The following is a 25,642-nucleotide window of genomic DNA, read 5'->3' as shown; positions in this document are numbered from 1 at the left end:
AATTCAATCGGCCGCGCTGATCACGAGCAAGCTGATCACAAGCAAGCTCGGTGGCGTTGTGATTGCATCGTCGTTTCGTCATGCGGATTCCCCCTCACCCCCAGCCCCTCTCCCCCAAACAAGCCTCTACTCGTCGCAACGTTTTCGCGTTCTAAAATCAGTTGGCGTGCATCATCCATTCGAATCAACCAAGAGGCTTGTTCGGGGGAGAGGGGAGCCATTTTGAGTAAGCTGGTTGTTGTTAGTGGCAGGTCGCGAGCCCTCCGGTCTAGCAACGTGTTGCTGAGCTGGCCACCGGACGGCTCGCGCCGTTCCGCTAACAGCTTCGGTTTTTTGTTAGTGGCAGGTCGCGAGCCCTCCGGTCTAGCAATGTGTCGTTGAGCTGCGTACCGGACGGCTCGCGCCGTTCCGCTAACAGCTTCGGTTGTTATTAGCGGCAGGGCACGAGCCCTCCGGTCTTGCAACGTGTTGCTGAGCTGCCTACCAGACGGCTCGTGCCGTTCCGCTAACACCGTCAGGCACAGCCTGACCTACACCGGCTACACCGGCACGCTAACCACAGGTGTGCCGGGTGATGACCTTGATGATGTCCGCGACGTTCTCGGCTTTGCGGAAATCAAACGTCATCGGCTCGTGGGTACTGGAGAGCCAGAGTTTTAGATCCGAATCCAAATCGAAGTGGCCGGCACTTTCGATCGAAAAACGCACGATGCTGCGATAGGGAATCGAAAGGTACTCGGTTTTTCGACCGGTCATGCCCTGCTTGTCGATCACGATGATGCGTTTGTTGGTCAACACGATCATGTCGCGGACAAGCTGGTACGCTCGTTCCACGGACTCGTCTTCGATGACGATCGATGCGATCTGTTTTTCCACCTTGTCCAGATTCGCCTCCGAAGCCGAACCCAGCATGCCCGATAAAAGTCCCATCGAATGGTGTCTCCTGAAAATGCGTGTCGTTGCGGTCGCCGATGACGGTGGTCCCATGAAATCAGCGTCTTCGAATCGATCATTGAATCTTCAGTCTAACGGTTCTGCCACTCATGGTGTTTCGTTGCGGTCGATCTCAACAGTCGCGATCATGGCTTCCTGTTCGTAGCGCAGGTACACGATGATCTGGTCGATGCTTTCGATCAATTTGGCCGACGACGAATTCGGGTTCAGCCCCGGATTCTGACGCGACGCCTCGCGGTTGCCGTGGACGCTGCAGACGACCTGGCTGGACCCTTCATCGAACGAATACTCGCCGTCTTCGGGACAGAAGTAGCGGATTCCATATTTGGCTTCCGATAGGGTTGCGATCTGGTCGATCGGGGCATCGTACAGTTGATGAAAGTTGTGGATCGAGATGATGTTGCGGTGACAGGCCAGACGCGACTTTTCCGCCCAGTGCAGGTGGGCGTCATCCTGCAACTTGTCCAACGCTTGGCGATTGAGCCGAAACATCAGCTGCGCCTGGGAGGGTTCTTGTGAGGGCACGTTTGAACTCGCGTCAATGACTTCACGCAAAATTTCGGGCTTGGTCGCCAGCACCAATTGGTCGTTGACCAACGCGATGTGCAGCCGCAGCGCGACCGCGTGCAGTCGTGCACTCAAAACGTACATCTCGTGATCGCGATAATCGGGCAATCGATATGCATCAAACTTGCTGGGCAACGGTCCCACTTGACCGCCCTTTAAAAACGCTTTCTGTGAAAACTGTTCCAGCAAACGTTCGGCTTTCTCATTGTTTTCGACGTCGATGGTGGCGTAGACCGGCATGTTGGCCGTCAAGATCAATCCGCCGGCGAGCGCCTGCCACATCGCCGGCGCTTCGCCGACGAACGGCAGCTGGATCGGAGACAGTTGCGTCGGGTCGATTTCAAAGACGATCTCGCCGTCACAAAAATGCAGCGAAACACGATCGCCCAACCATTCCAGATCAGTCAGCGTCGGATCTTCCGTGACCACGTCCGACACGCCGGGGATCGCCATCAGGTACTGCGCGGTGTTCTTGCGTCCGGGGACCATGACCATCGACGCGACTGCGGACGGGGCGATTGTGGCGACATCAATGGGCTGCGGGTTTTGGTCGACCATGGCACGCATGTCCTGGTCAAACGTACTGCCGGCCATCGGCAACACACAGGTTTCCAGTTTCATCGTGGGCGCAACGGTGATGCGAGTCGCGACGGGATCAAAGACCTTTTGCCAGAACGACTCGTACCGTGTCTTGTACCGTCCGTATTCGGCTGCTTCCTCGGCCGACACCTTCAGCACCGACAGTTCGGCATTGGGTGTGACGTAGCGGAGTCGATTGTGCAGCGAACAGGTGCAGGTGTCGCTGTTGGCGTCGAACGCGTAGGCTCCTCCGTGCGGGCAGGTGATTCGGTCGGCCGCGATGAAACGTTTCTCGATCATCTCGCTGAGCGAATTCGGTGAGCGACCGTATTCCAAGCGAAAGAACAACGAGGCGTTGTTTTGCATCACCAGGTTATTAAAACACTCGACGCGGCGCTTTTGCGAGATCTTGGCCGCCGGGGCAACGATGCGTCGGATAAACGCGTCGGAGGCGAAATAGTATCCCGAGTTGGCGTCTGTCGACGGCGGCATCAGCGTGCTGATGTATCGATAATCAGCGGCATCATGCAGGCGGTCGACTTCCCCGAGCGATGCATCGACGATGCGGCGGATGGCGCGGTGGGAATTTGAAAAGACATAGTAGTCGTCGTGTCGCGTCGTGAACGCACTGACCAGCCGATCGCTGGTGTAACGGGCGGTCACTTGATGCCCGCGGTAATTAAAGTCCCGCTGGACCAGATCGGGGTGTCGCTCGCGTTCTTCGTCGACCCAGCCATTGAGCTGCTTCGCGAACGCCTGCTCCTCTTTGACGCGAATGATGACGGTCACGTCGGTTCCGTCGAGCAGGTAGGGATCCGAGCCGGTGACGGCCACTTCGGTAGCCACTGCTTGGGCAAACAACTCCTCCATCCCGGATCGAGAGATACCGAGCTGTTCTTCCAGTTTGGCCAACAACCGATTGTCCTGGGCGGTCAACTTCGAAAGCCGCACCAGGTCGTCGCCCCACTGGGTCGCCAAATCAACGGTCTCACCCAACGAAGCAAACGAATTGAAGTGCAGGAAATACTGGTCTGACGGAACCAGTTTGGAAATCTCGTGAACCTGAACGGTGACGTCTTTTTCCTTGTCCAGCCGTTGCTTGAGCAGGTCTTCGTAGTCGAGCGATCGGATGCGTGGTGGCGAGATCTCACTGATGTGACGCGTGTAAGCGCCGCGGCTGGCCGACGAACTGAGCGTCCGCCGTTGCAGCGACTCTTGAATCGCCAGCGACCCGGTGAACAGCTTGTAGAGTCCGTCTTCTAAATTGTCTTGCGTCGGCATCCGTTTCGGAATCGCCGGCGGATCGACGCCGTAACGCGCCTTGGACTGAAGCAAGCAGTATTGGAAGAAGGATTCGTCGGGGTAGTAGGTCAACAGTCGCGCAAAGTGTTCGTTTTGTTGCCGCGCCCAGTCTTCGAAGATGCTTCGCGCGCCGACTGATTTTCGGTCGGCCGGCACGTCGGGAATCGCAAGGGTGATCGTCCCTTCGCGCACTTGAACCCGACGTGACCCGTCCAGATTTTCCGAGACGGTTTCATAGGACAGTTGTACGTCGACGTTGCCGCTACCCTTGAGTCTGCCGTAGAACTCGGCGTGCTTTTGGTGGAACTTGGTTTCTTTCGGATAGATCAAGTAGGCGTTGGGGTCGCTCGAACGCAGCCGCAGGTAGTTGCTCTTCTCGAACTCTTCGGCCAAGAAAGGCTGTTCCAACCGCAGGGAGAACGCGATCGTTTCGTCTTCGTCGCTGCGATAGACCTCGACGGTGTGCTGGAACGGAAACTCCTGCGCCAGGGCGGTTGCCCCAGCGAGGATCCAGCTAAAGAGCATGGCGTGAGCAATAGAATGATTCATTTCCCTCGGAGCCTCGAAATCGTCGTGCTGCGTTCGGTTTTGGCGCAATGACGATAGGAGAGCCTGTCGAACGGCTCCGTGGCGCGCCGCGAAATTCACTCCGTTATTTGCAGATTCTACGCCCGGGGGACGCCGCGTGGCCTCTCGCTAACGCATGCGGGTTTCAATCCAATACCGCGAAGTGAATCTCAATGAGGAGGCCCGGGCGCTAACGCGAACCGGCTGATATCAATTGATGATTAGCCGTTTGGCGCGAGCCTACGGGCCCCAACCCGAGGAAACCTCGCTTCAATTAGCGGGATTGGGCTTCAAGCAATCAATCGGTCGCGTCGTTGGGCGGCTTTCAGGGAGAGAGACGCGACAAGGCTTCGGTGCCAAGAGGTTTTGGTAACAATTTGTACGTCCCGAGGCGTCATCGATACCCCACACGACGCACCCGTTCGGGCGACCAGATATACTGAACAGCTCCTCTTCTTCCCACTGGAATTCTTTTCACGGTTCACGAGTGACACAACGGATGTTTGCGGCCGTCGGCCGAACGGCTGGACCGTCCCGAGTGGGCCGAGGCAATGGACGCAGGCGGCTGAGGGTGGAGTCGCTGGAAAAGCGCTACTTGCTGGCGGCAGCCTTGGATGCGGATGCCGGCCTGGACGCCCGCCCGGATGCCGGCCTGGACGCCCGCCCGGATGCCGGTCTCGATGCCATCGCGGTGGGTGCATCGCTCCCGGAAACAGAATCGGTGTTTTGGCAGGACCGATCGGTCGAGATTCGACGCGGCCAGTGGGTGGTGCAGTTTGATCGCCGGGCGACGGCGGGGCCACAGTCGGGTGACCGAGCCGACGCATTGGCCAATGCCCAAGCATGGCTGCAGCGCCGCCAACCGAAGCAAGTGATTTCGGTCGACGCCGACATTGAACGTCGGTTGTACGAATTCGACGATCTACTGATCCGCAGCGCGATGTTGCATGCGTTTGAGAACTCGCCGAACGTGGTTTCCGTTGAACCGAACTATCGCGTTGCGGTCGACGCGGCCAGGATTCGAACCGCCGAGGGAACCGCCATGATCCGTGACTACGTTTGGGGTCAACAAAATGTCGACGCGTTTTTCCGACTGTTCGGTGACACCGACGGCGATCGCGATGTGCACGGCCAAGACTACGGGCGATTCGGATTAAGTTTCCTGAAATCGGGCACCGACCCGGCCTTCAATCCGCACCTCGACTCCGACGGCGATGGCGACGTGGACGGACAAGACTACGGACGATTCGGGCTGAATTTCTTGAAGCGTTTGGGTGACGCAATCCGCTAGTATTCCGTGTCACCTTGCGTTTCGGGTAGGCGGTAGTGGACGAGGCGACGAGTCCCATGCCCGGTAGTGGACGAGGCGACGAGTCCCGTGCCCGGTAGTGGACGAGGCGACGAGTCCCGTGCCAATACGCCCACTGCGGAGGACTCGTCGCCTCGTCCACTACCCGGAAATTGAACAGAGGACTCGTCGCCTCGTCCACTACCCGGAAACTGAGCAGAGGACTCGTCGCCTCGTCCACTACCCGAAAACTGAGTTGAGGACTCGTCGCCTCGTCCACTACCCGGAAATTGAGTTGAGGACTCGTCGCCTCGTCCACTACCCGGAAATTGGGTTGTCGATTGAAGCCCGCACGCGTTAGCAAGGGGCTACGCGACGCCGCTCGCTGACGCGCCGGAGGTTCTCAAACCGTGATCCCCTTTTCGTGACACTCCGACATATGACAACGGGCCTCGAACAAGCGATTTCAATCGCTGGTAGCGGCTTTGCCGGCGTCGGTCAGTATGTAACACCCAATCTTTAATCCATCATTCGTGATAAATCCACGCGACTCGAGCGAGTCAATCGCTCCAAGCCATGCGTCGATCGTTTGAGGTCTTTGGTCAGGAACCAAGTCGTTGTCGTCGACATCGACCACCAAGACGCCGTCGAATTTCGACCAAATGATGAGTGAGTCATTCGGTGCAGCTGAGTCGAGGATGAGCGTCTCCTCGGTTGTCAGAGGCGTAACCGTCATGCCGCAACCCGGCAGAAGTGCCACCACAAACAACGCCAACACCGTTGCCGGAATTCGTATCGGAGGATTGACCGTACGCATATTCAGTATCGATCTGTCTGCGGGAGTTGAAGGGGAAGCTGCAACCGAACCGCGCAGGAACTTTGCCTTCCTCGATTTGGCCGGCGCTCGTTTCGAGTATAGTCGAGTTGGCGCCGCATCGTGTCCCTGATTTGAGTTCAAGGTAGACGCCAAGACTTTTGCAGCACGCGCCCTCTCTGGCGTTTGCTTGCTGCGCAAACGCCGTCTCGCCCAGGGGGAGAGAATCTAAACAGGCTGCCAATCGCTGCCGTCATACAATCGATGTCCCTTGCGGCGGTGTTCGCTTCGCTCGACCGCAGGCTTCTATCTGCATTCCATTCGGGGATGCAAAGACATGGGTCATCTGCCCGGTAACGCCCAGGAGGGCGTGCCGTGGGGACGCGAGTTAGACAACGGCGATCGACAACCTGCTACGTCTGCATAGCAGCGTTATTGGTTGAGCTGTGCTTGGACCGTTTCGCGTGAAGCTCGCGTTCCCAGTGCTCCCCACAATCCATAGGGACTCTTTGCCCCCGGCACCGACGCGCCGGTTCCGCCGCTCCAGACATTCGTATGGTGAACGTCACCGGCTTCGATCGAATCGGTCAGGAAGATCACCGCGCCGTCGCCCATCAAGACGTGAACGCCTCCCTGGTGGCGGCTGCTCGGCGGGGCGATCCCCATTGAGTTTTCGTCACCGGTGCTATCGCCACCGAGGCAGAGATCCTTGTTGGGCGGCAGGATGGTGTTCATCGCCGTGTAAACCGTTCCTCCGGCGGCCCATCGAAAGCCGCGTCCCTGGTTGCTGGCCGCCAACGTCGGCGCGGTGCCTCCGTCGTTTCCATTCGACCAGAATCGCGGGCGATCGGGACTGACGTATCCCTCGTGCTCGCAGTGATCCGGTTCGTCACGAATCTCGTCGGTTTCTCCTCGGATTGAGGCAATCGTTCGCTTGTCGCGGTCGCCCAAGTCGGTTGTGATTTCGCCGGCAACGATCGTGTTGGACAATCCGTCCAAGATGTCTCGGAATCGCAAGCTCTTGCGAGCGACAAAGGCACCGCGGCACGACGCGTTGGCTTCAACCGCGACCGCGATCGGCGGCGATGTGACCACATTGTTGACTTGGAACCACGGTCCTTGATCCATCATCACCGCGGAATCGCCCACGCATGCGGCGTAGTTGGTGCGTCCCATCGCCGGCAACCCCGTTCCCGGATCACTGGGACAACGCAGCGTCGGGATCTCAACCTGCCATGGCGGATAACCGGCTTGCGAGGTCCGCGGCCCCATTGCCGGCCACGGCGGTGTGCGTCGGCTGGTGGAATTGACGATGATGCGGTTCGGATTCTTGATCTGATCCCAAAGTGCTTGCTGTTCCATGTAGGGCGTCAGTCCAACCCAGATGGAAAGGTCCATCCGGTTGTCTTGGTCCGTTGTTCCGTCGGATCCGTTGACCCACGTCCCACCCTTGTAGGTCGGAAGCCGTTTGTAGGCTCCGTGATAATTGTGAAGCGCGATGCCTAGTTGCTTCAGGTTGTTGCTGCAACTCATGCGACGGGCTGCTTCACGCGCCGCTTGAACGGCCGGCAACAACAGTCCGACCAGAATGCCAATGATCGCGATGACGACGAGTAACTCGACGAGCGTAAAGGCTCGCTGCGGGCGCGACACTCGCGCCCGACTTGCGTGATGAATGGACATAAAGATTGCTGAATGAAAAATGATTTGGAGAACGGTTGCACGTGCCCAACCAACGACGAAGCGCGGCCGTCCCGCTCGATCACTCCGATCAGGCGTGATGGGACACCGCTGCCACGAGGACGCGTGGAAAGGTGTGCGAAATGACAGGCTGGAAGCCTATCGCACGTCGAAATTCATTCAGCCGATCGGCGGGCCGCGGAGATGCGGCAACGACGTTGAGAAAGATTCAACCCAAGGCGAATCCGTCAAAATCTGACGCTCAACCAACGCGTCGCCGGTGCAAAGTACCGGATTCGAAACGACCTCTCCGGCCGCCCAGGCAAGTGATTGGCAGACGACACAATCGTCGGAATCGTGGGAGTGCAGTGGCGACGGAGACGAGCTGTCAGGCCGGTGGCGGTGCGTCGATACCGCCAAGCCGCAGTGGCCGTGATGGTGCCCACACTCATGGTGCGACGGGCCGCTGCTGGCGTCAGCCGGCAACGCCGAGACGTCATGATGCCCCTCGCAGGTGGCGACATGGATCCACGCTGCAGATTGGCCCATCAGGACCAAACCACAAAGCAGCACGGAGATCGTTTTGCCGACCAGAGAGTTCATTTGCACAAGAAAATGGGGGTTCAATCCGCACGTTAATTGCATCGCAAGACTCCTACGATCCAAAGAGTGCGGTGGTTCGTCAAGCTGAATTTGCCAGATTCACCAGATCCACATCATCGTCACCGTCTGGCGATCCCGCACATTTCCCCATGCGAAGCCATCTGTTTTGTGCGATAATCCGCTCCCAGCCCCCACGCCTCCCTTCGTCCGATTTTCAATCTCATCTGGCTCCCGACCAGCTCATCTGGCTCCCGCCCCGAGATTGAAATCTCCCTCCGCCCGTTCCTGCCATGAAGAATCCGTTCTCCATCGTCCCGATCCTGCTGCTCGTCTGCATCGGCGGCGTGTCCGCCGCCGAGATTGATTTCAATCGCGACATCCGGCCGATCCTTTCGGACAATTGTTTCCTCTGTCACGGACCCTCCGAATCGACCCGCGAAGCCGATTTGCGATTGGATGTTCGTCAGTCCGCGATCGATTCAGGGATGCTGGTTGCCGGCCAGCCGGAGGACAGCGAAGTGATCGCGCGGGTGTTCTCTGAAGACGCGGACTCGCTGATGCCGCCGCCGGATTCGAACAAACGATTGACCGACACGCAGCGCAATCTGCTCAAGCAATGGGTCGCCCAGGGCGCGACGTATCAAGAACACTGGGCCTTCGTCCCGCCCCGGAAAGCCCCCGGTGTCGACGCGGCCAATCCGGTGGACCATTTCATCGGCCGACGACTGCACGAGCGCGGGCTGACGTTTTCGCCGCCGGCCGACTTGCGAACGTTGATCCGCCGCGTGTCGCTGGATTTGACCGGCATGGCGCCGACGCCTGAGCAAGTCGAGCAGTTTCTGGCCGATGCGGATTCGCTGGGAATCGACTTGGCCTACGAAGCACTCGTCGATCGATTGTTGGCATCGGAGGATTACGGCGAACGCATGACGTTGGCCTGGTTAGACGCGGCACGCTACGGCGACACCAGCGTGATGCACGCCGACGGCCCGCGCGACATGTGGCCGTGGCGTGATTGGGTGATCAACGCCTACAACGCCAACATGCCGTTCGACCAATTCACGATCGAGCAGCTCGCCGGCGACCTGATTCCCGACGCGACGGTCGATCAAAAGGTGGCATCGGGTTTCAATCGGAATCATGCGACCAGTGACGAAGGCGGGGCATTTGCCGAGGAGCTGCGTGTCGAGTACGTCGTCGATCGCGTCCAAACCACTTCCACCGTCTGGATGGCATTGACGATGGAATGCGCCCAGTGCCACGATCACAAATACGATCCGATCTCTCAGGCCGAGTACTACCAATTCTACGCGTACTTCAACAACACGGCCGATCCCGGCATGCAAACACGCCAGGGAAATCAGTCGCCCGTCGTCGACGTCTATGACGAACGGCATCAAGCTCGCTTGGCGGAATTGCAGGCGGAGATTGATTCGAAGAAGAAACAGCTGGAATCCCACCAACGCCAGGCCGACCCCCAATTCGTCGCCTGGGCGGAACAGGAAACCGCCAAGTACGCCAGCGATGATCCATCGACCAAGAAACTGTCCGGCATCGCGCATTGGTTTCCGCTCGACGAGCCCGATGGTTCGCAATTAAAGAATGAAACCACCGGCGCGGTCGCGGTTCTGGAGCAAGGAAAGTTTCAGACGAGCGATCGAGAGGGCAGCAAAGCGCTGAAGTTGAACGGGCAAACTCAGTTCGCCTGTTCGGAGAATCCGCCGCAGCTGGAATCAGATCAGCCGTTCACGATGGCCGCCTGGATCAAATTCGACGGCAAGTCCGGCGGCGCTGTCTTTTCACGCATGGATGTCGCCGACAACTATCGCGGCTATGACATGTGGATCCAAGGGACGAACGTCGGCACCCACATCATTCATTCCTGGTCCGACAATGCCGTCAAAGTCGTCTCCAAGGACGCGCTGAAAACCGACACCTGGCAGCACGTCGTGATCACTTACGACGGCAGCCAGAAAGCCGCCGGCGTGAAAATTTACATCGACGGAAAACTGTCGGCCAATCAAGTCGAAGCCGACAGTCTGGCCGGCACGCTGCAAACCGATGTGCCCTTCAAAATCGGCAGCCGCAGCAACGGCGCCAATTGGAAGGGTGAAGTCGACGACATCCGGATTTACTCGTTTGCATTGAGCGAGTCCGAAGTGCCGCTGGCCAAGGACGACGTGGTCGGCGGAATCTTGGCGACCGCCGCCGAAGAGCGAAGTGAAGCCCAGTGGGCGGCCCTGCGAAACGTCTATTTCAGCCAAGACGCGGATTTCCAATCGCTCCGCAAGTCGCTCGCCGCGACTGCGAAACAGCACGCCGATCTGGCGGCGAAGAAGACGACGTCGATGATCATGTCGGACAACCCCGCAGACAAAATGCGGATGACGTTCGTCCTTGACCGCGGTCAATACGATTCGCCTAAAAAGGACACACCGGTTTCACCAGGCGTCCCGGCGGCTCTGCCACCGCTGGCCGAAGACGCTCCGCCGAACCGATTGGGATTGGCCCGTTGGCTGACCGCGCCGGATCATCCGTTGACCGCACGCGTGGCCGTCAACCGGTATTGGACGATGCTGTTCGGCAATGGACTGGTCCGCACGATCAGCGACTTTGGTGCCCAAGGCATGCCGCCCACCCACCCGCAGTTGCTCGATTGGCTGGCCGTCGATTTTGTCGAGTCGGGCTGGGACGTCAAGCGGATGCTGCGACAACTGGTGCTCTCGCGAACCTATCGCCAGAGTTCGCGTCGAGAACCCGTGCACGCGGAACAGGACCCCGAGAACCTGTTGCTGGCCCGCAGCCCGCGATTTCGGTTGCAGGGCGAATTGATTCGCGACCAGGCGTTGGCCGTCGGCGGATTGCTGACCCGTCAGGTCGGTGGCCCCGGCGTGAAACCGTATCAACCGGTGAATATCTGGAACGAAGTCAGTCTGAACGGTGGTCTGCGGTATTCGCAAGACAAGGGCGAGAAACTGTATCGCAAGTCGATGTACACGTATTGGAAACGCAGTGCACCGATGCCCAACATGATGATCTTTGACGCGCCATCGCGTGAGAAATGCGTCGTCGCCCGGGCCCGAACCAACACACCGCTGCAAGCCCTGGTGACGCTCAACGACCCGCAGTTCGTCGAAGCGGCCCGAGCGCTCGCCCGGCGTTTGATCCAGTCCGAATCCGATGATCGCAAGCGAATCGATTTGGCCTACCGTCTGACGACCGCACGACCGGCAAGCGAACGGGAGACGTCGGTGTTGTTGGACATCCTTGCCGACCAGCACGAACGCTTCACCGCCGACCCTGAATCCGCCAACCAATTCTTGTCGGTCGGTGAGTTGCCGCGCGACGAATCGATCGATGCGATTCGGCACGCCGCTTGGACCGTGATCGCACAAATGATTTTGAACTTAGACGAAACGTTGACCCGAGGCTAACCATGGACTCACTGACCACACAACGCCGCAAGTTTTTGCTCGGGACCGGTTACGGGCTGGGGGCAACGGCACTGAGCACCCTGTTGAATCCAGATTTGATCGGTACCGCCAACGCCGCCGCGGGGGCGTCCAACCCCGGATTGCCGCAATTCCCGAATTTTGCCCCCAAGGCCAAACGGATCATCTATCTGTTCATGGCCGGCGGCCCCAGCCATATCGACACCTTCGACTACAAACCGGAGATGCGGAAGTTTCATGGCCAGGAGCTTCCCGAGTCGGTTCGCCAGGGGCAACGGTTGACCGGGATGACCAGCGGTCAATCGACTTTCCCATGCGTCGCGCCGATGTTTAATTTCGAACGCTTCGGCCAGCACGGGACTTGGGTCAACAAAGACATCTTGCCGTACACGTCGGGCATCGTCGATGACATCACCATCATCAAATCGATGCACACCGAAGCGGTCAATCATGATCCGGCGATCACCTACATCAACACCGGTGTTCAACAGCAAGGGAAGCCCGCGCTCGGTTCCTGGCTCAGCTACGGCCTGGGCAGCGAAAACGACAACATGCCCGCCTACATCGTGATGATTTCGCGAGGGCGCGGCCAATTGCAGGCACTTTACGACCGCTTGTGGGGATCGGGGTTCCTGCCGGCACGTCACCAAGGCGTCAAACTGCGCAGCAGTGGTGAACCGGTCTTGTACCTGAACAATCCGCCTGGGATCGACCGCCAATCGCGACGCAGCATGCTGGACGGATTGAACGAACTCAATCAGGTGGCCTACGACAAATTCGCCGACCCGGAAACGCAAGCCCGAATCTCGCAGTACGAAATGGCGTTTCGCATGCAGAGCGAAGTGCCGGATCTGATGGCGATCGAACAAGAACCCCAGCATGTGTTGGATCTGTATGGCGACGATGTGCAAAAGCCCGGCAGCTTTGCCAGAAATTGTCTGCTCGCCCGTCGCATGGTGCAGCAGGGTGTCCGCTATGTCCAGTTGTTCCATCGCGGCTGGGATCAGCACGGATCACTGCCGTCGAAACTTCGACAGCAATGCAAGGACATCGATCAGCCCGCCGCGGCACTGATCAAAGACTTGAAGCAACGAGGCATGTTGGACGACACACTTGTGGTTTGGGGCGGCGAGTTCGGACGCACGATTTACTCGCAAGGCAAATTGACGGCCGACAACCACGGACGCGACCACCATGGCCGCTGCTTCACGATCTGGATGGCCGGTGCCGGCATCAAGCGTGGATTCGAATACGGCATGACCGACGACCACAGCTACAACATCCTGAACAACACCGGCGTGCACATCCGTGACATGAACGCCACGATTTTGCATCAGCTGGGCATCGACCACGAAAAGCTGACCTTCAAGTTCCAAGGGCTTGATCAACGACTGACCGGAGTCGAAGAACCGGCTCACGTCGTCCGTCAGATCTTGACCTAAGACCTCGGTTCCGCTTTGACCGGGTCGTGATTCGGGTTGGGCTGCGGCAATTGCGCGTCGACGCTACGTCTCCAGGCCTGTAACTGCGATCGCAACTCGGCGGCTTTGCGGGGCTCTCGACTCGCCAGATCGTTGGACTCACCGACGTCGCTTTCCAGGTCATACAGCTCGACACGATCGTCTTCCAAATACTCGATCAACTTCCATTTCCCAGCTCGGATCGCGCTGTACGGGCCATTGCTGTACGGGCCATGGCTGTACGGCCCGTTGTTCGGTTCCCCAGGCAATGCGAATCCACCGGCGTGGTAGTGCGGATAGTGCCAATAGATCGCCTCGCGGTCCAACCTCGTCTGGGGGTCTTGAAACAGCGGCACCAAGCTGCGGCCATCGACGTCTGCGTTGTGACTGGCGTCACCGCTGACCGATGCGAGTTGCAATACGGTGGGGTACAAGTCGTTGCCGATGACCGGTTCCCGGCAAGTGCTGCCTGCCGGTGCCACGCCCGGCCAGCGAACGACCATCGGCACCCGCGTGCCACCTTCATACGCGGAACCTTTGCCGCGTCGCAGCGGATCGTTGTCCGTGAACCCCGTGGGTTTACGGAACTTGTGTGAAAGCCCACCGTTGTCGCTGGTGAAGATGACCACGGTCTCATCTTCAATGCCGTTGCGTTGCAATGCATCCAGTACGGTTCCGATGGCATCATCCATGCTGCGCACCATCGCGGCGTAGGTGGGATTGTGATGGATGGCGTTCGAATCAACTTTCGCGGCAAACGCGTCGACCAGTTGCTGTTTGCCCTGGATCGGCGTGTGGGGGACATCGAAGGCAAAGTACAGAAAGAACCGTTCGTTTTTCCATCGGTCGATGAGCTTGGACGCTTCATCGGCGAAGTAGTCGGTCGTGAAATCGCCTTTCTGAAACGATCCCGCCGGTCGCGTCAAGAAGTACCCTTTGGCCGGCGGCTTCATGACCTGGACATCGAATCCATGGTCGGTCGGTTGGTACCGATTCGCGTCGCGGCCTTTGGGATTGAGATGCCATTTGCCGACGTGCGCGGTCTTGTATCCACCCGCCTTCAACGCTTCGGCGACCGTGACCTCGCTGTGCGGCAGGTACTTCGTCCAGTCGGGAATCGACAACTTGGCGTAAGGGGCGGCTTGGCCCGCGATAAAATCGGTCAGATGCAAACGCGCGGGATACTTTCCCGTCATGATGGCCGCGCGACTGGGCGAGCAGACGGTGCACGCCGAATAGGCATCGGTGAATCGGACGCCCTGTGCCGCCAACGAATCGACGTTGGGGGTTTCGTGAAAATCGCTGCCGAAGGATCGGACGCCGTTCCAACCGAGATCGTCGGCGAGAAACAGAATCACGTTGGGGCGTTGATCCGCAGCTGCCAGCGTCGAAGCGAGCATGGCCAGCAGCAGTGCGGTGGCGAACCGATGGTCCAAGACGTTGCGAACAAGATTCATGATTTTGGCGGTTCCCGTTGGACGTCGACTGGATGATCACCCTGCAGCGATTGGATTTGCTCCACGGCGGCTTTGACGTTGTCTTTTCCGCGGTGCAGTCCGATGTCCAGTGTGAACTGCCGTTTCTGTCCCGGCGACAATTTGGGGACGCGTCCGGCGGCACGTTCGACCTTGCGGTTATAGGGATAGCCCGTCGCCGGTTCGATGCCGGTGACGTAGCCGTCTTCGGTGGCCGCGGTGTTTTTCCAGATCGTCAGGTAGGGCAATTGTTCGGCCGACCAATGCATCGACGCCGCACGGTCAGCGGCTGCGTTCTGCAGCACGGCGCCGGTTCGGTTGTGCTCGTCGGTCAGCGGCTCGACCAGATAGACTTGTTCGACAAAGCCGGCGGTCGGCGGCAGATAGGTCGCATAGCCGTCGATGCTTTCGGCCGCGTGGGCGTCCATCGGCGTCAGCGACTTGACCGCGGCATGCACCGTCGCGCCCGCGCCCAGCAACGGGGCACCAAAATTGGCGTGATAGATGATTTGGAATTCCTGTTCCTGGGCACCCAAGTTCTCGACGGTGTCATCGATTCGAAAGCTGTCTTGACCGGGAACGACCGATATCTCGGTGATCAATTTTAATTTCGGTCCGTAGAAGAACTTTTCGTACACGATGCCACGGACGCGGATGCGATGCGGCGCGGCCGAATCAATGATGACTTCGACTTCGCTGGCCGGGATGTTTCCGATTTTTCCGTGCAGTGTCAGATCCCTCGTTGTGGTACCGCCCGCGCCGTCTTCGAATTCGTCTGTTCCCGGATGGCCGGCAAACTCGAGGCCGCAACGGACCATCCACTCGTTGAATCCTTCTAGCCAGCCGAGTCCGCCGCGGCTTTCCAAATCGATCAACGACGGATGCACGATGTCTTCGACCGGCGAGTCCCAGCCCAGACGCATGTCGCCCGAACGGACTTCGTAGACGCTCATCCCCCGCGTGGGAACCACGTCGATCTGCAGCACGCCATTGTCGATCGTGATCAGGTCCACGCCTTCTTGCTTGCCACCGTGAAGCGTCTTCTTTTCGACCGACCAATTGCCTCCGCTGAGTTTCCAACTGTCACGGTGGACGTTCTGCTCGGTGCTGGTCAAGACGTAGCGTTGGTCGGCGTGAACCGAGGAAGCAGGCAAACCGAAACACAACGCGATCAGGATGGTAAAACAACGGCAGCACGCCATGAAAGTCTCTCCAAAAACAGTGCAAAGATATGGATTCCTACGCGACGCATCGACTTGATCGCCACCAACACGATCGACAAGGCGATCAGTGATTCGACCCATCGCGAAGGCAGGTCGATCACACCGAGCGCGGCCAAGCTGAGCGTGATCGAATGCGCGACGGTAAACAGCGTGACGATCTTGACGATGTTCAAAAACGCTTGCCTGAAACTCGGCACCGGAACCTACTTGCCTTCTTGGCGGACCAAGACCGCCGGCAACAGCAATGCGACGATAAACAGGATGTGGTCGATCCCGATCCAGATGTGCAATACACCCTGCCAAACAAAATCGCGAGGGCGAAGCAACAGGTCGATGTGGTTCAAATCAAGTTCTTGGACCGGGTTGTGCGTCCCGAAAACCATCGCGGTGAACTCGCCTTCGAACTCCTGACCGCTTTTCTTGTTTCGTTCGATGCAGACCAAGCTTCGGTGGGTAAAGTCATCTTCCACAAACAGGCTGTTGCGAATCGTGATCACATCCGGAATCGGACCGACGGGGGTTTGGTAAACATATTGGGCATCGCTTCATCGCGGCCCGAAACCTTGTTGCGGTTCGTCGGGTCGGCTGAATGTTGGGTGAAAAACCGGCCCCCGATTGCCTGGCGTGTCACACGGATGCCAGGGGATCCGTCCGGCACACCGCCGACTCGCAGCCCAGGATAGTCGATCGAAACGCGATACCGGCACGCTTCGGGGCGGCAGTCCGGATTTTTCCCGTGCTCTGGTTGGCAGGTCGCCCAACTCTGGCGGCCTCTTCGCGTCAGACGCTTCGACCGATACGATTGACAGGGGGTGATGGTTGAAATAGCCGTCGCCCTTCTGGATGATTCTGCCTTGATTGGGCGACTGCGACCCTCTCTTTTTCCGCCGCGTTTATTGGACGATTCGATGCCCCGCACCCTGTTTCGAAATGCATCCGTTGTGCTGGCCGACACGGTCACCGAGAGTTCCGTTCTGATCGAAGACGGCAAAATCTTGGATGTGGCGGCGTCCGCCGACGCTGCGGCCGACAACGTGGTCGATTGTGCGGGATTGCACTTGATGCCGGGCGTGATCGATGACCAGGTTCACTTTCGCGAACCCGGACTGACGCACAAAGAAGACCTGTCAACCGCCAGCCATGCCTGTGCCGCCGGTGGCGTCACGTCGTTCTTGGAAATGCCCAACACCAAACCGCCCGCGGTGACGCTGGACGGTGTCCGTGCCAAAGAGCAACTCGGCGCGGAAAAGTCATTGGTCAATTATGGCTTTTACATCGGAGCGACCCCCGACAACTCCGCCGAGTTGGCCAAGGTGACCGATGTCCCGGGAATCAAAATCTTTATCGGCAGCAGCACCGGCAACTTGTTGGTCGATGAACAGGAGGCGTTGGAGCGGATCTTTGCCGAAACAACACTGCCGATCTGCGCCCACTGCGAAGACGAACAAACGGTTCGCGCCAATGCCGCTCGATTGGCCGGTACCACCGATGTGGCCGACCATTCACGCATCCGGGACGTCCAGGCCGCCGTGATCGCGACTCGGCGGGCGACCGATTTGGCCCGCCGATACAAACATCGCTTTCACGTCTTGCATGTCTCCACCGCCGCCGAACTGGAAATCCTGGCCGATCCCGCGCCGTACATCACCGCCGAAGTCTGCCTGCATCACATCTTTTTCAATGTCGACGATTATCCCCGCTTGGGGACTCGGATCCAAATGAATCCCTCGATCAAATCGGCCGACGACAATCGCCGACTGTTCCAGGCATTGCTGGACCAGACGATCCAGGTCATCGCGACCGACCATGCCCCGCACACGCTGGAAGAAAAAGCGGCGCAGTACCCCAACAGCCCCTCGGGATTACCGGCCGTCGAAAACAGTTTGGCGTTGATGCTCGATCAAGTCACCCAGGGACGATGCTCCATCAACCAAGTCGCGTCGTGGATGTGTGATGCCCCGGCGCGCGTCTGGGGAATTGTGGGCAAGGGACGGATCGAAAACGGATACGATGCGGATCTGGTGCTGGTGGACCTGCACAAACAAAAGACGATTCGCGATGCCGAGCAACACACCAAATCAAAATGGTCGCCGTGGGACTCGGTCACGTTGACGGGCTGGCCGGTCGCGACCTTCGTCGGCGGGCACAAGGTCTACGATGCCGACCACGGGTTTGACGAATCGTTTCGCGGTGCCAAGCTGCGGTTCGATCATTCCCGAGGCGGCTACTGGGCGACCGCAGACGGAATCGGCACCGAATGATACCGACTGACGAAGGGCGTTTCGGGGCGTTAAACTACAGGCCTCGGTCGCGAAACCACAGCGCCGGGGCGTGCGGATGAATCGTCCGTGCCGTGTTTGACTTCCCTCCTTCCCTTCCCCTTCCAGTGATCCATGTCTGAAAACGACGGCGAAGATGCCAAGCCGGTTGTGCCATTATCCGCCAATGCCCGCCGCGTGCTGGGTGTGTTGGTGGAGAAAGCCAAAACGACTCCGGACAACTATCCGATGTCCGCCGCGGCGATCATCAGCGGTTGCAATCAAAAATCGAATCGTTCTCCGCAAATGCAGCTCGACGAAGACGATGTGCTGTTGGCGCTGGACGAGTTGCGGGGTGTCGGGGCGGCGCGGGAGATCCAGGGCAGCGGACGGGTCACCAAGTATCGTCATGCCGCCTACGATTGGTTGGACCTGGACAATCCGCAGGCCGCCGTGTTGACCGAATTACTGCTCCGCGGGCCGCAGACGATCGGTGAGATCCGTACCCGGGCGTCGCGGATGTGCAGTCTGCCCGATCTCGACTCGGTCAAAACCGTTTTGAAATCGCTGGCCGACAAGGATCTGGTGGAAGCGTTGACGCCTCCCGGCCGCGGGCAAACGTTTGCCCACAAACTTTATCCGCCACAAGAACGCCAGTACTTAGAAGCCCGTGTCGAAAAGCAGGCGGCAAAGTCGGCGGCGGTCCCCGACACCAGCAAGAATGTCATCGATCAGCTGATCGCGCGATTGGACGCCGTCACCGAACGAATCGACGACCTGGAAGCCCGCCTAAAAGAACTCGAGTCCTAGCTTGCCTCTCCGGAAGCCCCAGCTTCCGACCCGCCCCTTTACCTTCATGCTTCATCCAGAGTGAACCTAAGGTTGCGTTTGTCGCGCAGAATCGGTGTCAGTCTGTAACTTGCGGAGCGTTGAAAGGACCATTGAGCCCACCGATGGCAGCGCGAACCCACGGATGACAGGGTGCCAAAAATCCGTGGGTTCGCGCTGCCATCCGTGGGTAGAATGTTTCGATGATTAGCCCGGCAAAATGGCCTGGAGTTCTTCGTCCAGAATGAATCTTCGGAATGAAGCATCAAGGATGCAGGAGAATCGCAAGCTGGAAGCTTACGCCACTGGTTAGTTGGATTCGACGATCACGTTTTGTGTTCGTGTGGGGAGCTGCGTGAATTGCTCGGTTTTTCCGGTCGGCCAAGTCACCGAGACGGTCACCGACGCGTCGTCCAGGTCGCCCAAACCGAAGTGCAGCATGCGTTCGTTACTGCATTGATATCCGTCACCGGCGACCAGGAACCCGGTGTGTGTGCCCTGGCTGGTTTCGACGCGGAGGGTGCTACCGATCGCATCGCGGGAGGACGTGCGGCCTTTCAAGTCCAGACGTATCCAGTTGCCGCTGTTCTCGGTGCGATTGATCATCAGCGCCGTCGGTTCGGTTTGGTGCGTGACCACGAAGTCGACTTGTCCGTCGCGGTTGGCGTCAATCGTCCACAAGCCGCGGCCGACGTGGTTGTTCTGGAAGTACGGCCCCAATGTTCCGACCGACACGCTGCGATAGCGGCCCGTCGCGGATCGTTGAAAGATCTGCATTGGCTGGTCATACATCGCTTTCTCGTCGCCTCGCGAGAACAGGTCGACGTGCCCATTGGTGACGACGATCTCCGCGTCGCCGCTGTTGTCCAGGTCGATCGCTTCGGTGCCAAATGCGACCAGAGGACGTGTGGCCTCGACCAGTCCCAGCGGTCCGGTGCGATCTTGCCAGATGCCCGAAGAGGATTGCGTGTGCAGCGTGTTGTATTCTTTGTCGAAATTCGTGACGTACAAGTCGACGTCGCCGTCTCGGTCAAAGTCTCCGGTGGCGATCCCCATCGAACCTTGCGGGATCCCTCGGTCGTCGCCGCCGATTCCACGCAGCATCGCCGACTCAGACAAGGCGAGTTGGGTGTCGTTCGATTCGCCCGCCACGCGACTCCAGTAGTGATTGTTGGTCATGTCGTTGGCGACAAACACTTCATTGCCGAGCCGGCCATCCAAGTCGCCGACGATGATTCCCAGTCCACGCCCGGGCGAATCCGTGATCGCGCCCCAGGTTTCGGTCGTGTCGGAAAACGTTCCGTCGCCGCTGGAACGTAAAAAGCGATCCGGCATGGCTGGAAACAACATCGGGGAGCAGGATCGCATCACCGTGGAGCCGGCCATCGGACAGCCTCGTGTGACCGGGCCCAGCGTGGCGCAGTAGTTGACGACGACGAGATCCGCCAAGCCATCGTGGTCGAGATCCGCGATCGCGCCGCTGGAGGACCATTCGTCAGCGTCGCCCGCTGGCATTTGGTCACTGGCATCCCGAAAGGTTCCGTCACCATTGTTGACGTACAAACGATTAGGGCCGTAATTGAGCACCAGCAGATCGGGAAAGCCGTCTTCGTTGACATCTCCGACCGCGACGCCTTGTCCGAATCCCTTGTCGCCGGTTTGTGCGATTTCGCCGATGGGCCGGAATTGTCCGTCCAGGTTTCGGAACAGCTCGTTGGCATCGGAATCTTGTCCGGGTGGTGTTCCACCGGCGGCCACCAGATACAGATCGCTCCAGCCATCCAAATCAAAATCGATCGTTCCGCCGCCACAACCGAGCGTCTGGTAGAGCATGATTCCCGGCTTGTCGAGCGTCTCGCTGGTCCGCCCCCAAAACGTCAATCCGCGCTGCACTGCTTCGTCTGCGATTATCCAGTCGACCGCCACGCCGGATTCTTCGGCGGCTTCACCGGCGACCGCGTCGTCGCGGCGGATCGTTTGTTCGCTCGGATCGTTCGTCGAAACCACCTTTTCGATGCTCGGCAGTGGCAGTCGAGCAAACAGCACGTCGAAATCGGGCAGCGCCTCGGGCACCCGCCAGGGTGTACCCGGTTTCAAACGTTGGACCAGCTCGTCGCGAAATCCGGCGACGTCAACCGAGTCGTCTTCGGGTAGGGTGGTCGCGATCGCCGACCAGGCTTCGGCCTCCCAGAGCCGCCCGAGTTTTTCCAGCGACTGGGCAATCTCCAACGCGATCGCCCTTGAGATTTCGCCGGTCCGCGTGAAGCGATCTTTCAACTGGTGAAATCGCGTCAACTGTTGGGCTCGATCATTGACGATCGTGACCATCTGTTTGTTGAAGTCGGGGTTTCGGGCGGCAAACTCGGGCAGCAGGGTCGCCAACCGCGTCCAGATCTGGACGACTTCGGGATCGCCACAGACGGCCGCTTGGGCAAACGCCCGGAGTGCCGCGGGAGCGTCGTCGTTCGCCCGAGCCCAATCGCCCAGGGCAATCCAATAGGCCGGGTAGTCCTGAATCCCATCGGATTGCTCGGCGGCCCAGGTTTCCAGTTCCTCGAACCGCCGAGACGCAGCCAGGGCCTGGCCCAAGAAAGCTTGCGAGGGATGGTGTTTGGGGTGATCGGTGACGATCTCGCGGAGCAACTTGATCGCTTCGTCGAATTTACTCTCGTCGAATTTTGACTTCGCCGCCCCCAACAGCGGTCGCTTGTCGTCGGGGTTGCGGGTGACCATCTGGTCCAGCGGGTCGGCGTCGAGCGTTCGTCGTTCAGTATTGCTCAAGTCCTTCAGCATCCCGATGTCGAACCGCCGGGCGAGCACCAGGGTTTGCCCGTGTCGCAGCGCCGAAACGCGATCATCGGCGCCGATGTAGAAATCGAACAGCCAGCGGCGGGTTTCGTGCTGGTCGGGTTGAGCCAGGAGGGCCTGTTCCAAAAAATCCAGCCCGTCGTGGTATTGTCCCAGCCCGATCATCGCGATCATGGTCTGGCGGACACGACTGGGGTTGGCGAACGACTCGGATTGACACGCCGAACGCAAGAATTTGGCCGCCTGATCGGGATGCCCGCTCTGGTGGGCGGCCTGCGCGATCAGCGCCAAGGTGTCCGGCTCGATTTTCATCAGTCCCGGATCGGTTGCCTGGATCGCTGCGGTTTGGTCGACACCGGCTTGGGCGAGGATGATCTGTGACGCTTCCCAAGCCTGGTCCCACTGTCGCCGCCGCAGCGACAACTTGAGCGTACCGACTGGATTGGCCAGCGTTTTGGTACCTGGCGTGGCGGTGTTTTCCAGCGGGGTATTACCGCCCGGGTCTCCGGCAGGCGGTGAGCGATCGCAGCCCCAAATCAGCGAGCTGGCAACCAGCAGCAAGACGAGCCCACGCAGCGATGGGGCTCTGCGTCGGGGTGGGACAGAAGTGGGGCGACGGCCGACGGCTTGGGGCAACCATCGTGTGACTGGCCGCGTAGAGATCGACATGGCGGTGATTCGGTTCGACGTGACGTTCTGTTTGCTTCGTTTCCGCATCGGTGCTGTGGATCTCCGTGGTTTGTTATAACCGACTCCGCCCAAAATGATTTCTTCCCTGAAAGTATTCGTGAACATGAAAGATTATTCGACACGCCGCGTCGGTCGCACCGGGGGTCTGTCCCTCGAGCTTCTATACGCCGCTTTGGTCGTAATGTTGGTCCCGGTTTGGGGCGGTTGTGCAAAAAAAGCCGATGATTCGACCGCGGCAGTCGAAGTGTCTACGGCGGAGAATGCCTCGTCGGGTGAGCTGTCTGCCAAAGATGTCGCATTTTTGAATCGAGTCGGACCCAAGGTCGAGGCGTTTTGTGGTGATTGCCACGCCATGCCCCGGCCGACCAGTTCACCGGAAGACGAATGGGAAATGGAGATCATCCAAGGTTTCGATTTGTATCGGACGTCCGGACGCACCGACTTGGACGTTCCCGATGAAGCCGATGTGGAGCGGTACTTTAAAATGCAGGCCCCCAAAGATTCGGGGATGCCGGTGCCTGACACGTTGAATTATCCCGCTGCGGCCCCGACGCACGTCAAGTCCGGTGTGCTGCGACAACGCGTTCGTGCAGCCGGCGTCACCAATGTCAATTGGATCGACCTGGGATTCGATTCCAAGCCCGGTCATGCCTTGGTGTACTGTGACATCGGAACGGGAACCGTCAACGCCTATTGGCCCAGCGATTCGGAAGGCGAAGTCCGACGTTTGGGCACGATGTTGCAACCGGTCCACACCGAACCCTGTGACTTGAATCAAGACGGGTTGGTGGATCTGCTGGTCGCTGACATCGGTGAGTTCAACGCCAACGACAGTGACTTGGGACAGGTGCTGTGGCTGGAGCGATCCAAGGACGGCGAAGCGTTTCGTACGCACGTGCTGATCGATGGACTCAGCCGCACCTCCGACGCCCGTGCAGGAGATTTGGACGGCGACGGGGACATCGATGTGCTGGTCGCCGCCTTCGGTTGGAGAAACAGCGGGCGGACGTTCATGCTGGTCAATCAAGGCCTCGGCGACGACGGGATACCGGTGTTCGAAACACGTGACATCGACCCACGCCATGGGCCCGTGCATGTTCCGCTGGTGGACTTTGATGGCGACGGCGACCTCGACTTTGTTTCGCTGATCAGCCAGGAACACGAGCGTGTCGAACTGTTTCGCAACGACGGCAAGGGCGATTTCGAAAACGAGTTGATCTGGGCGGCGCCGGATCCGGCCTATGGTTCCAGCGGGATCGAATTGGTGGATATGGATGGCGATGGTGATTTGGACGTGCTCTACACCAACGGCGATTCCTTCGATCGCGGCCCCAAACCGTTTCACTCCGTCCAGTGGCTCGAAAACGACGGACCGCTGCCGATGCAGCGACACCAGATCTGTTTGATGCCGGGCGTGTTGAACGCGACCGCCGGTGACTTCGATGGCGACGGTGACGCCGACGTGGTCGCCGTCGCGCTGCTGGGGTCGCACATTTCCAAAGACTGGGTCGCCAAGGGAGCCTCTCCGATCGTCATGTTGACCCAACAAGACGACGGTTCGTTCTCGCCGTCACGGTTGCCCGGACGGATGCATGATCACCTGTCGGTCGTCAAAGGCGACTTCAACGGAGATCAAAAACTGGACTTCGCCATCGGCAATTTCTTTCGCCCGGCGAGCACGGACGTGCAAGCGGTGCTCGGTGAACCGGAGTTGCTGATTTGGACGTCGAAGTGAGTTTGATAGTGGGGTGGCAGGAAAATGGGAGGCAGGAAAATGAGAAGGCAGAATGCCGGGAAGGCAGAATGATGGGAAGGCAGAATGATGGGAAGGCAGAATGATGGGAAGGCAGATGGGGTGGCAGAACGATGGAGGTGGGCGGTTGGTTGAGTTACATTGTTTGGCCCGCCCTTGTTTTGTCCCGCCCGCCTGCACGTTGGATTCCCTGTGAAACGCATCTCGATCTACTTTCTGTTGTTCAGCAGCCTGATCGGTTCTGCCGTCTCGACCGCTCAGCATCCCGCCCCCGAACTTCATGCCCAGATTTCGTCTCTGATCGATGCGGCCATCCAAGACGGGGATCTGCCCGGTGCCGTGGTCTGCTTTGCCGATCAGAACCAGATCCGGTATCTCCAGACGTTCGGTGACCGCCAAGTCGAACCAGACACGTTGCCGATGACGGCCGACACGGTGTTTGACCTCGCCTCGATCACCAAACCGGTGGCCACGGCGACGTCGATCTCGCTGTTGTCCCAACGCGGCAAAATCGATCTCAACGCCCCGGTGTCCCAGTACTTGCCAGAATTCACGGGGCACAAGAAAGAAACCATTACCGTCGCGCAGTGTCTGCTGCACGTCAGCGGACTGACGCCCGACAACGCCTTGGCCGACTACCAAGACGGACCGGAAACGGCGTGGCGGCGGATCTGTGAATTGAACTTGCGATCGGATCCGGGAACCAAGTTTGCCTATTCGGATGTCGGATTCATCGTGCTGGGAAAGCTGGTTGAAAAGGTCAGCGGTCAGCCGTTGGATGGGTTTGCCAAAGAAAACGTATTCGGCGCCATCGGGATGGACGAGACCACCTTCAATCCGCCCTCGCACTTGAAGGCACGTGCGGCGCCGACGGAAAAACAATCCGACGGTTGGCTGCAAGGCGAAGTGCACGATCCGCGGGCTTCGCGTTTGGGCGGCGTCGCGGGACATGCGGGGCTGTTTTCGACGGCCAACGATCTGGTCAAGTTCGGCCAAGAGTTGTTGGCCGCCTCGCAAGGGGATTCATCGGTCATCGAGCGAGAGACGTTTGAACGGATGACCGCCCCGCACCCCGTTCCGGCCGACAACCCGCGCGGAACCCGGACCTTGGGTTGGGATCATCAGTCGCCTTATTCCAGCAACCGCGGCACGGCGTTGTCCGACAGCGCGTTTGGACACGGCGGTTTCACCGGCACCGTGCTGTGGATCGATCCGGAGAAAGATCTGATTTTCATCTTCCTCAGTTCGCGACTGCATCCCGACGGCAAGGGCAGCGTGAATCATCTGGCCGGCGAGATCGTCACGCTGGTCGCCGGCGACTCCCATTAGCACGTCCCATTA

Annotated in this window: 17 protein-coding genes; 7 read left to right on the top strand and 10 right to left on the bottom strand. The window is 59.1% G+C overall.

Annotation, left to right across the window (positions count from 1 at the left end; translation table 11 throughout):
* Positions 1–552: 552 nt before the first annotated feature.
* Both TBK1r_RS14545 and TBK1r_RS14540 read right to left on the bottom strand, forming a co-directional pair.
* Positions 553–930 (bottom strand): PH domain-containing protein, encoded by a 378-nt coding sequence (locus tag TBK1r_RS14545; RefSeq protein ID WP_145211833.1) that lies wholly within the window; start codon positions 928–930, stop codon positions 553–555.
* Positions 931–1,041: 111 nt separating this feature from the next.
* Positions 1,042–3,951, bottom strand: a complete 2,910-nt coding sequence (locus TBK1r_RS14540) for a hypothetical protein (protein ID WP_145211830.1) — start codon at positions 3,949–3,951, stop codon at positions 1,042–1,044.
* 505 nt (positions 3,952–4,456) lie between these two features.
* Between TBK1r_RS14540 and TBK1r_RS14535 the strand changes: the two genes are divergently transcribed.
* The gene (locus TBK1r_RS14535) at positions 4,457–5,260 is read left to right on the top strand and encodes a hypothetical protein (RefSeq protein WP_145211827.1); all 804 of its coding nucleotides are present in this window, start codon (positions 4,457–4,459) and stop codon (positions 5,258–5,260) included.
* 463 nt (positions 5,261–5,723) lie between these two features.
* Here the strand turns inward: TBK1r_RS14535 and TBK1r_RS14530 are convergent, their stop codons facing one another.
* The 3 genes from TBK1r_RS14530 to TBK1r_RS14520 all read right to left on the bottom strand — a co-directional run bounded on the left by TBK1r_RS14530 (position 5,724) and on the right by TBK1r_RS14520 (position 8,354).
* On the bottom strand, positions 5,724–6,032 hold the full coding sequence (locus TBK1r_RS14530) for a hypothetical protein (RefSeq protein ID WP_145211824.1): 309 nt from the start codon (positions 6,030–6,032) through the stop codon (positions 5,724–5,726).
* Between the two features lie 471 nt (positions 6,033–6,503).
* Complete coding sequence (locus tag TBK1r_RS14525; RefSeq protein WP_145211821.1) at positions 6,504–7,754, bottom strand: DUF1559 domain-containing protein; 1,251 nt, start codon at positions 7,752–7,754, stop codon at positions 6,504–6,506.
* A 177-nt stretch (positions 7,755–7,931) separates the two neighbouring features.
* Entirely contained in the window at positions 7,932–8,354 is a 423-nt protein-coding gene (locus TBK1r_RS14520) for a hypothetical protein (protein ID WP_145211818.1), read from the bottom strand.
* 290 nt (positions 8,355–8,644) lie between these two features.
* Between TBK1r_RS14520 and TBK1r_RS14515 the strand changes: the two genes are divergently transcribed.
* Both TBK1r_RS14515 and TBK1r_RS14510 read left to right on the top strand, forming a co-directional pair.
* The gene (locus TBK1r_RS14515; protein ID WP_145211815.1) at positions 8,645–11,788 is read left to right on the top strand and encodes a DUF1553 domain-containing protein; all 3,144 of its coding nucleotides are present in this window, start codon (positions 8,645–8,647) and stop codon (positions 11,786–11,788) included.
* Positions 11,789–11,790: 2 nt separating this feature from the next.
* Entirely contained in the window at positions 11,791–13,248 is a 1,458-nt protein-coding gene (locus TBK1r_RS14510) for a DUF1501 domain-containing protein (protein ID WP_145211812.1), read from the top strand.
* Here TBK1r_RS14510 and TBK1r_RS14505 read toward each other — a convergent pair.
* From TBK1r_RS14505 to TBK1r_RS14490, 4 genes are read right to left on the bottom strand one after another with little or no spacing between them, the layout of a single operon-like run.
* Positions 13,245–14,723 carry a sulfatase gene (locus tag TBK1r_RS14505; RefSeq protein WP_145211809.1) on the bottom strand — a complete coding sequence of 493 codons (1,479 nt, stop codon included), beginning with the start codon at positions 14,721–14,723 and terminating at the stop codon, positions 13,245–13,247. The two genes, TBK1r_RS14510 and TBK1r_RS14505, sit on opposite strands and share 4 nt — an antisense overlap.
* The gene (locus TBK1r_RS14500; protein WP_145211806.1) at positions 14,720–15,943 is read right to left on the bottom strand and encodes an aldose 1-epimerase family protein; all 1,224 of its coding nucleotides are present in this window, start codon (positions 15,941–15,943) and stop codon (positions 14,720–14,722) included. Before TBK1r_RS14500 ends, TBK1r_RS14505 begins: the two co-directional genes overlap by 4 nt.
* Positions 15,913–16,161 carry a HupE/UreJ family protein gene (locus TBK1r_RS14495; protein ID WP_145211803.1) on the bottom strand — a complete coding sequence of 83 codons (249 nt, stop codon included), beginning with the start codon at positions 16,159–16,161 and terminating at the stop codon, positions 15,913–15,915. Before TBK1r_RS14495 ends, TBK1r_RS14500 begins: the two co-directional genes overlap by 31 nt.
* A gap of 6 nt (positions 16,162–16,167) precedes the next feature.
* Positions 16,168–16,461: a HupE/UreJ family protein gene (locus TBK1r_RS14490; protein ID WP_145211800.1), complete on the bottom strand. Its 294-nt coding sequence runs from the start codon at positions 16,459–16,461 to the stop codon at positions 16,168–16,170.
* Between the two features lie 411 nt (positions 16,462–16,872).
* Between TBK1r_RS14490 and TBK1r_RS14485 the strand changes: the two genes are divergently transcribed.
* Together TBK1r_RS14485 and TBK1r_RS14480 are read left to right on the top strand one after the other, a co-directional pair.
* Complete coding sequence (locus TBK1r_RS14485; RefSeq protein ID WP_145211797.1) at positions 16,873–18,225, top strand: dihydroorotase; 1,353 nt, start codon at positions 16,873–16,875, stop codon at positions 18,223–18,225.
* A 132-nt stretch (positions 18,226–18,357) separates the two neighbouring features.
* A complete protein-coding gene (locus TBK1r_RS14480; protein ID WP_145211794.1) occupies positions 18,358–19,032 on the top strand; it encodes a YceH family protein in 675 nt (224 codons plus the stop codon).
* A gap of 327 nt (positions 19,033–19,359) precedes the next feature.
* Here the strand turns inward: TBK1r_RS14480 and TBK1r_RS14475 are convergent, their stop codons facing one another.
* Positions 19,360–22,527: a CRTAC1 family protein gene (locus TBK1r_RS14475; protein ID WP_419581354.1), complete on the bottom strand. Its 3,168-nt coding sequence runs from the start codon at positions 22,525–22,527 to the stop codon at positions 19,360–19,362.
* 124 nt (positions 22,528–22,651) lie between these two features.
* On the opposite strand from TBK1r_RS14475, the gene TBK1r_RS14470 reads away from it, so the two are divergent.
* Positions 22,652–24,283 carry an FG-GAP repeat domain-containing protein gene (locus tag TBK1r_RS14470; protein ID WP_419581353.1) on the top strand — a complete coding sequence of 544 codons (1,632 nt, stop codon included), beginning with the start codon at positions 22,652–22,654 and terminating at the stop codon, positions 24,281–24,283.
* A 210-nt stretch (positions 24,284–24,493) separates the two neighbouring features.
* The gene (locus tag TBK1r_RS14465) at positions 24,494–25,630 is read left to right on the top strand and encodes a serine hydrolase domain-containing protein (protein WP_419581352.1); all 1,137 of its coding nucleotides are present in this window, start codon (positions 24,494–24,496) and stop codon (positions 25,628–25,630) included.
* Positions 25,631–25,642 lie beyond the last annotated feature (12 nt).

Source organism: Stieleria magnilauensis (genome assembly GCA_007753675.1).
GTDB classification, from domain to species: Bacteria; Planctomycetota; Planctomycetia; order Pirellulales; family Pirellulaceae; genus Stieleria; species Stieleria magnilauensis.
Note: the sequence above shows the minus strand (reverse complement) of the source record. Positions and strands in the feature narration are given on the sequence as shown.

Excerpts from the sequence above, each read along its gene's own strand:
- TBK1r_RS14500 (WP_145211806.1), bottom strand. The coding sequence starts at position 15,943 with ATGGCGTGCTGCCGTTGTTTTACCATCCTGATCGCGTTGTGTTTCGGT.
- TBK1r_RS14540 (WP_145211830.1), bottom strand. The coding sequence starts at position 3,951 with ATGAATCATTCTATTGCTCACGCCATGCTCTTTAGCTGGATCCTCGCT.
- TBK1r_RS14545 (WP_145211833.1), bottom strand. The coding sequence starts at position 930 with ATGGGACTTTTATCGGGCATGCTGGGTTCGGCTTCGGAGGCGAATCTG.
- TBK1r_RS14520 (WP_145211818.1), bottom strand. The coding sequence starts at position 8,354 with ATGAACTCTCTGGTCGGCAAAACGATCTCCGTGCTGCTTTGTGGTTTG.
- TBK1r_RS14525 (WP_145211821.1), bottom strand. The coding sequence starts at position 7,754 with ATGTCCATTCATCACGCAAGTCGGGCGCGAGTGTCGCGCCCGCAGCGA.
- TBK1r_RS14510 (WP_145211812.1), top strand. The coding sequence starts at position 11,791 with ATGGACTCACTGACCACACAACGCCGCAAGTTTTTGCTCGGGACCGGT.
- TBK1r_RS14470 (WP_419581353.1), top strand. The coding sequence starts at position 22,652 with ATGAAAGATTATTCGACACGCCGCGTCGGTCGCACCGGGGGTCTGTCC.
- TBK1r_RS14505 (WP_145211809.1), bottom strand. The coding sequence starts at position 14,723 with ATGAATCTTGTTCGCAACGTCTTGGACCATCGGTTCGCCACCGCACTG.
- TBK1r_RS14485 (WP_145211797.1), top strand. The coding sequence starts at position 16,873 with ATGCCCCGCACCCTGTTTCGAAATGCATCCGTTGTGCTGGCCGACACG.
- TBK1r_RS14480 (WP_145211794.1), top strand. The coding sequence starts at position 18,358 with ATGTCTGAAAACGACGGCGAAGATGCCAAGCCGGTTGTGCCATTATCC.
- TBK1r_RS14475 (WP_419581354.1), bottom strand. The coding sequence starts at position 22,527 with ATGTCGATCTCTACGCGGCCAGTCACACGATGGTTGCCCCAAGCCGTC.
- TBK1r_RS14515 (WP_145211815.1), top strand. The coding sequence starts at position 8,645 with ATGAAGAATCCGTTCTCCATCGTCCCGATCCTGCTGCTCGTCTGCATC.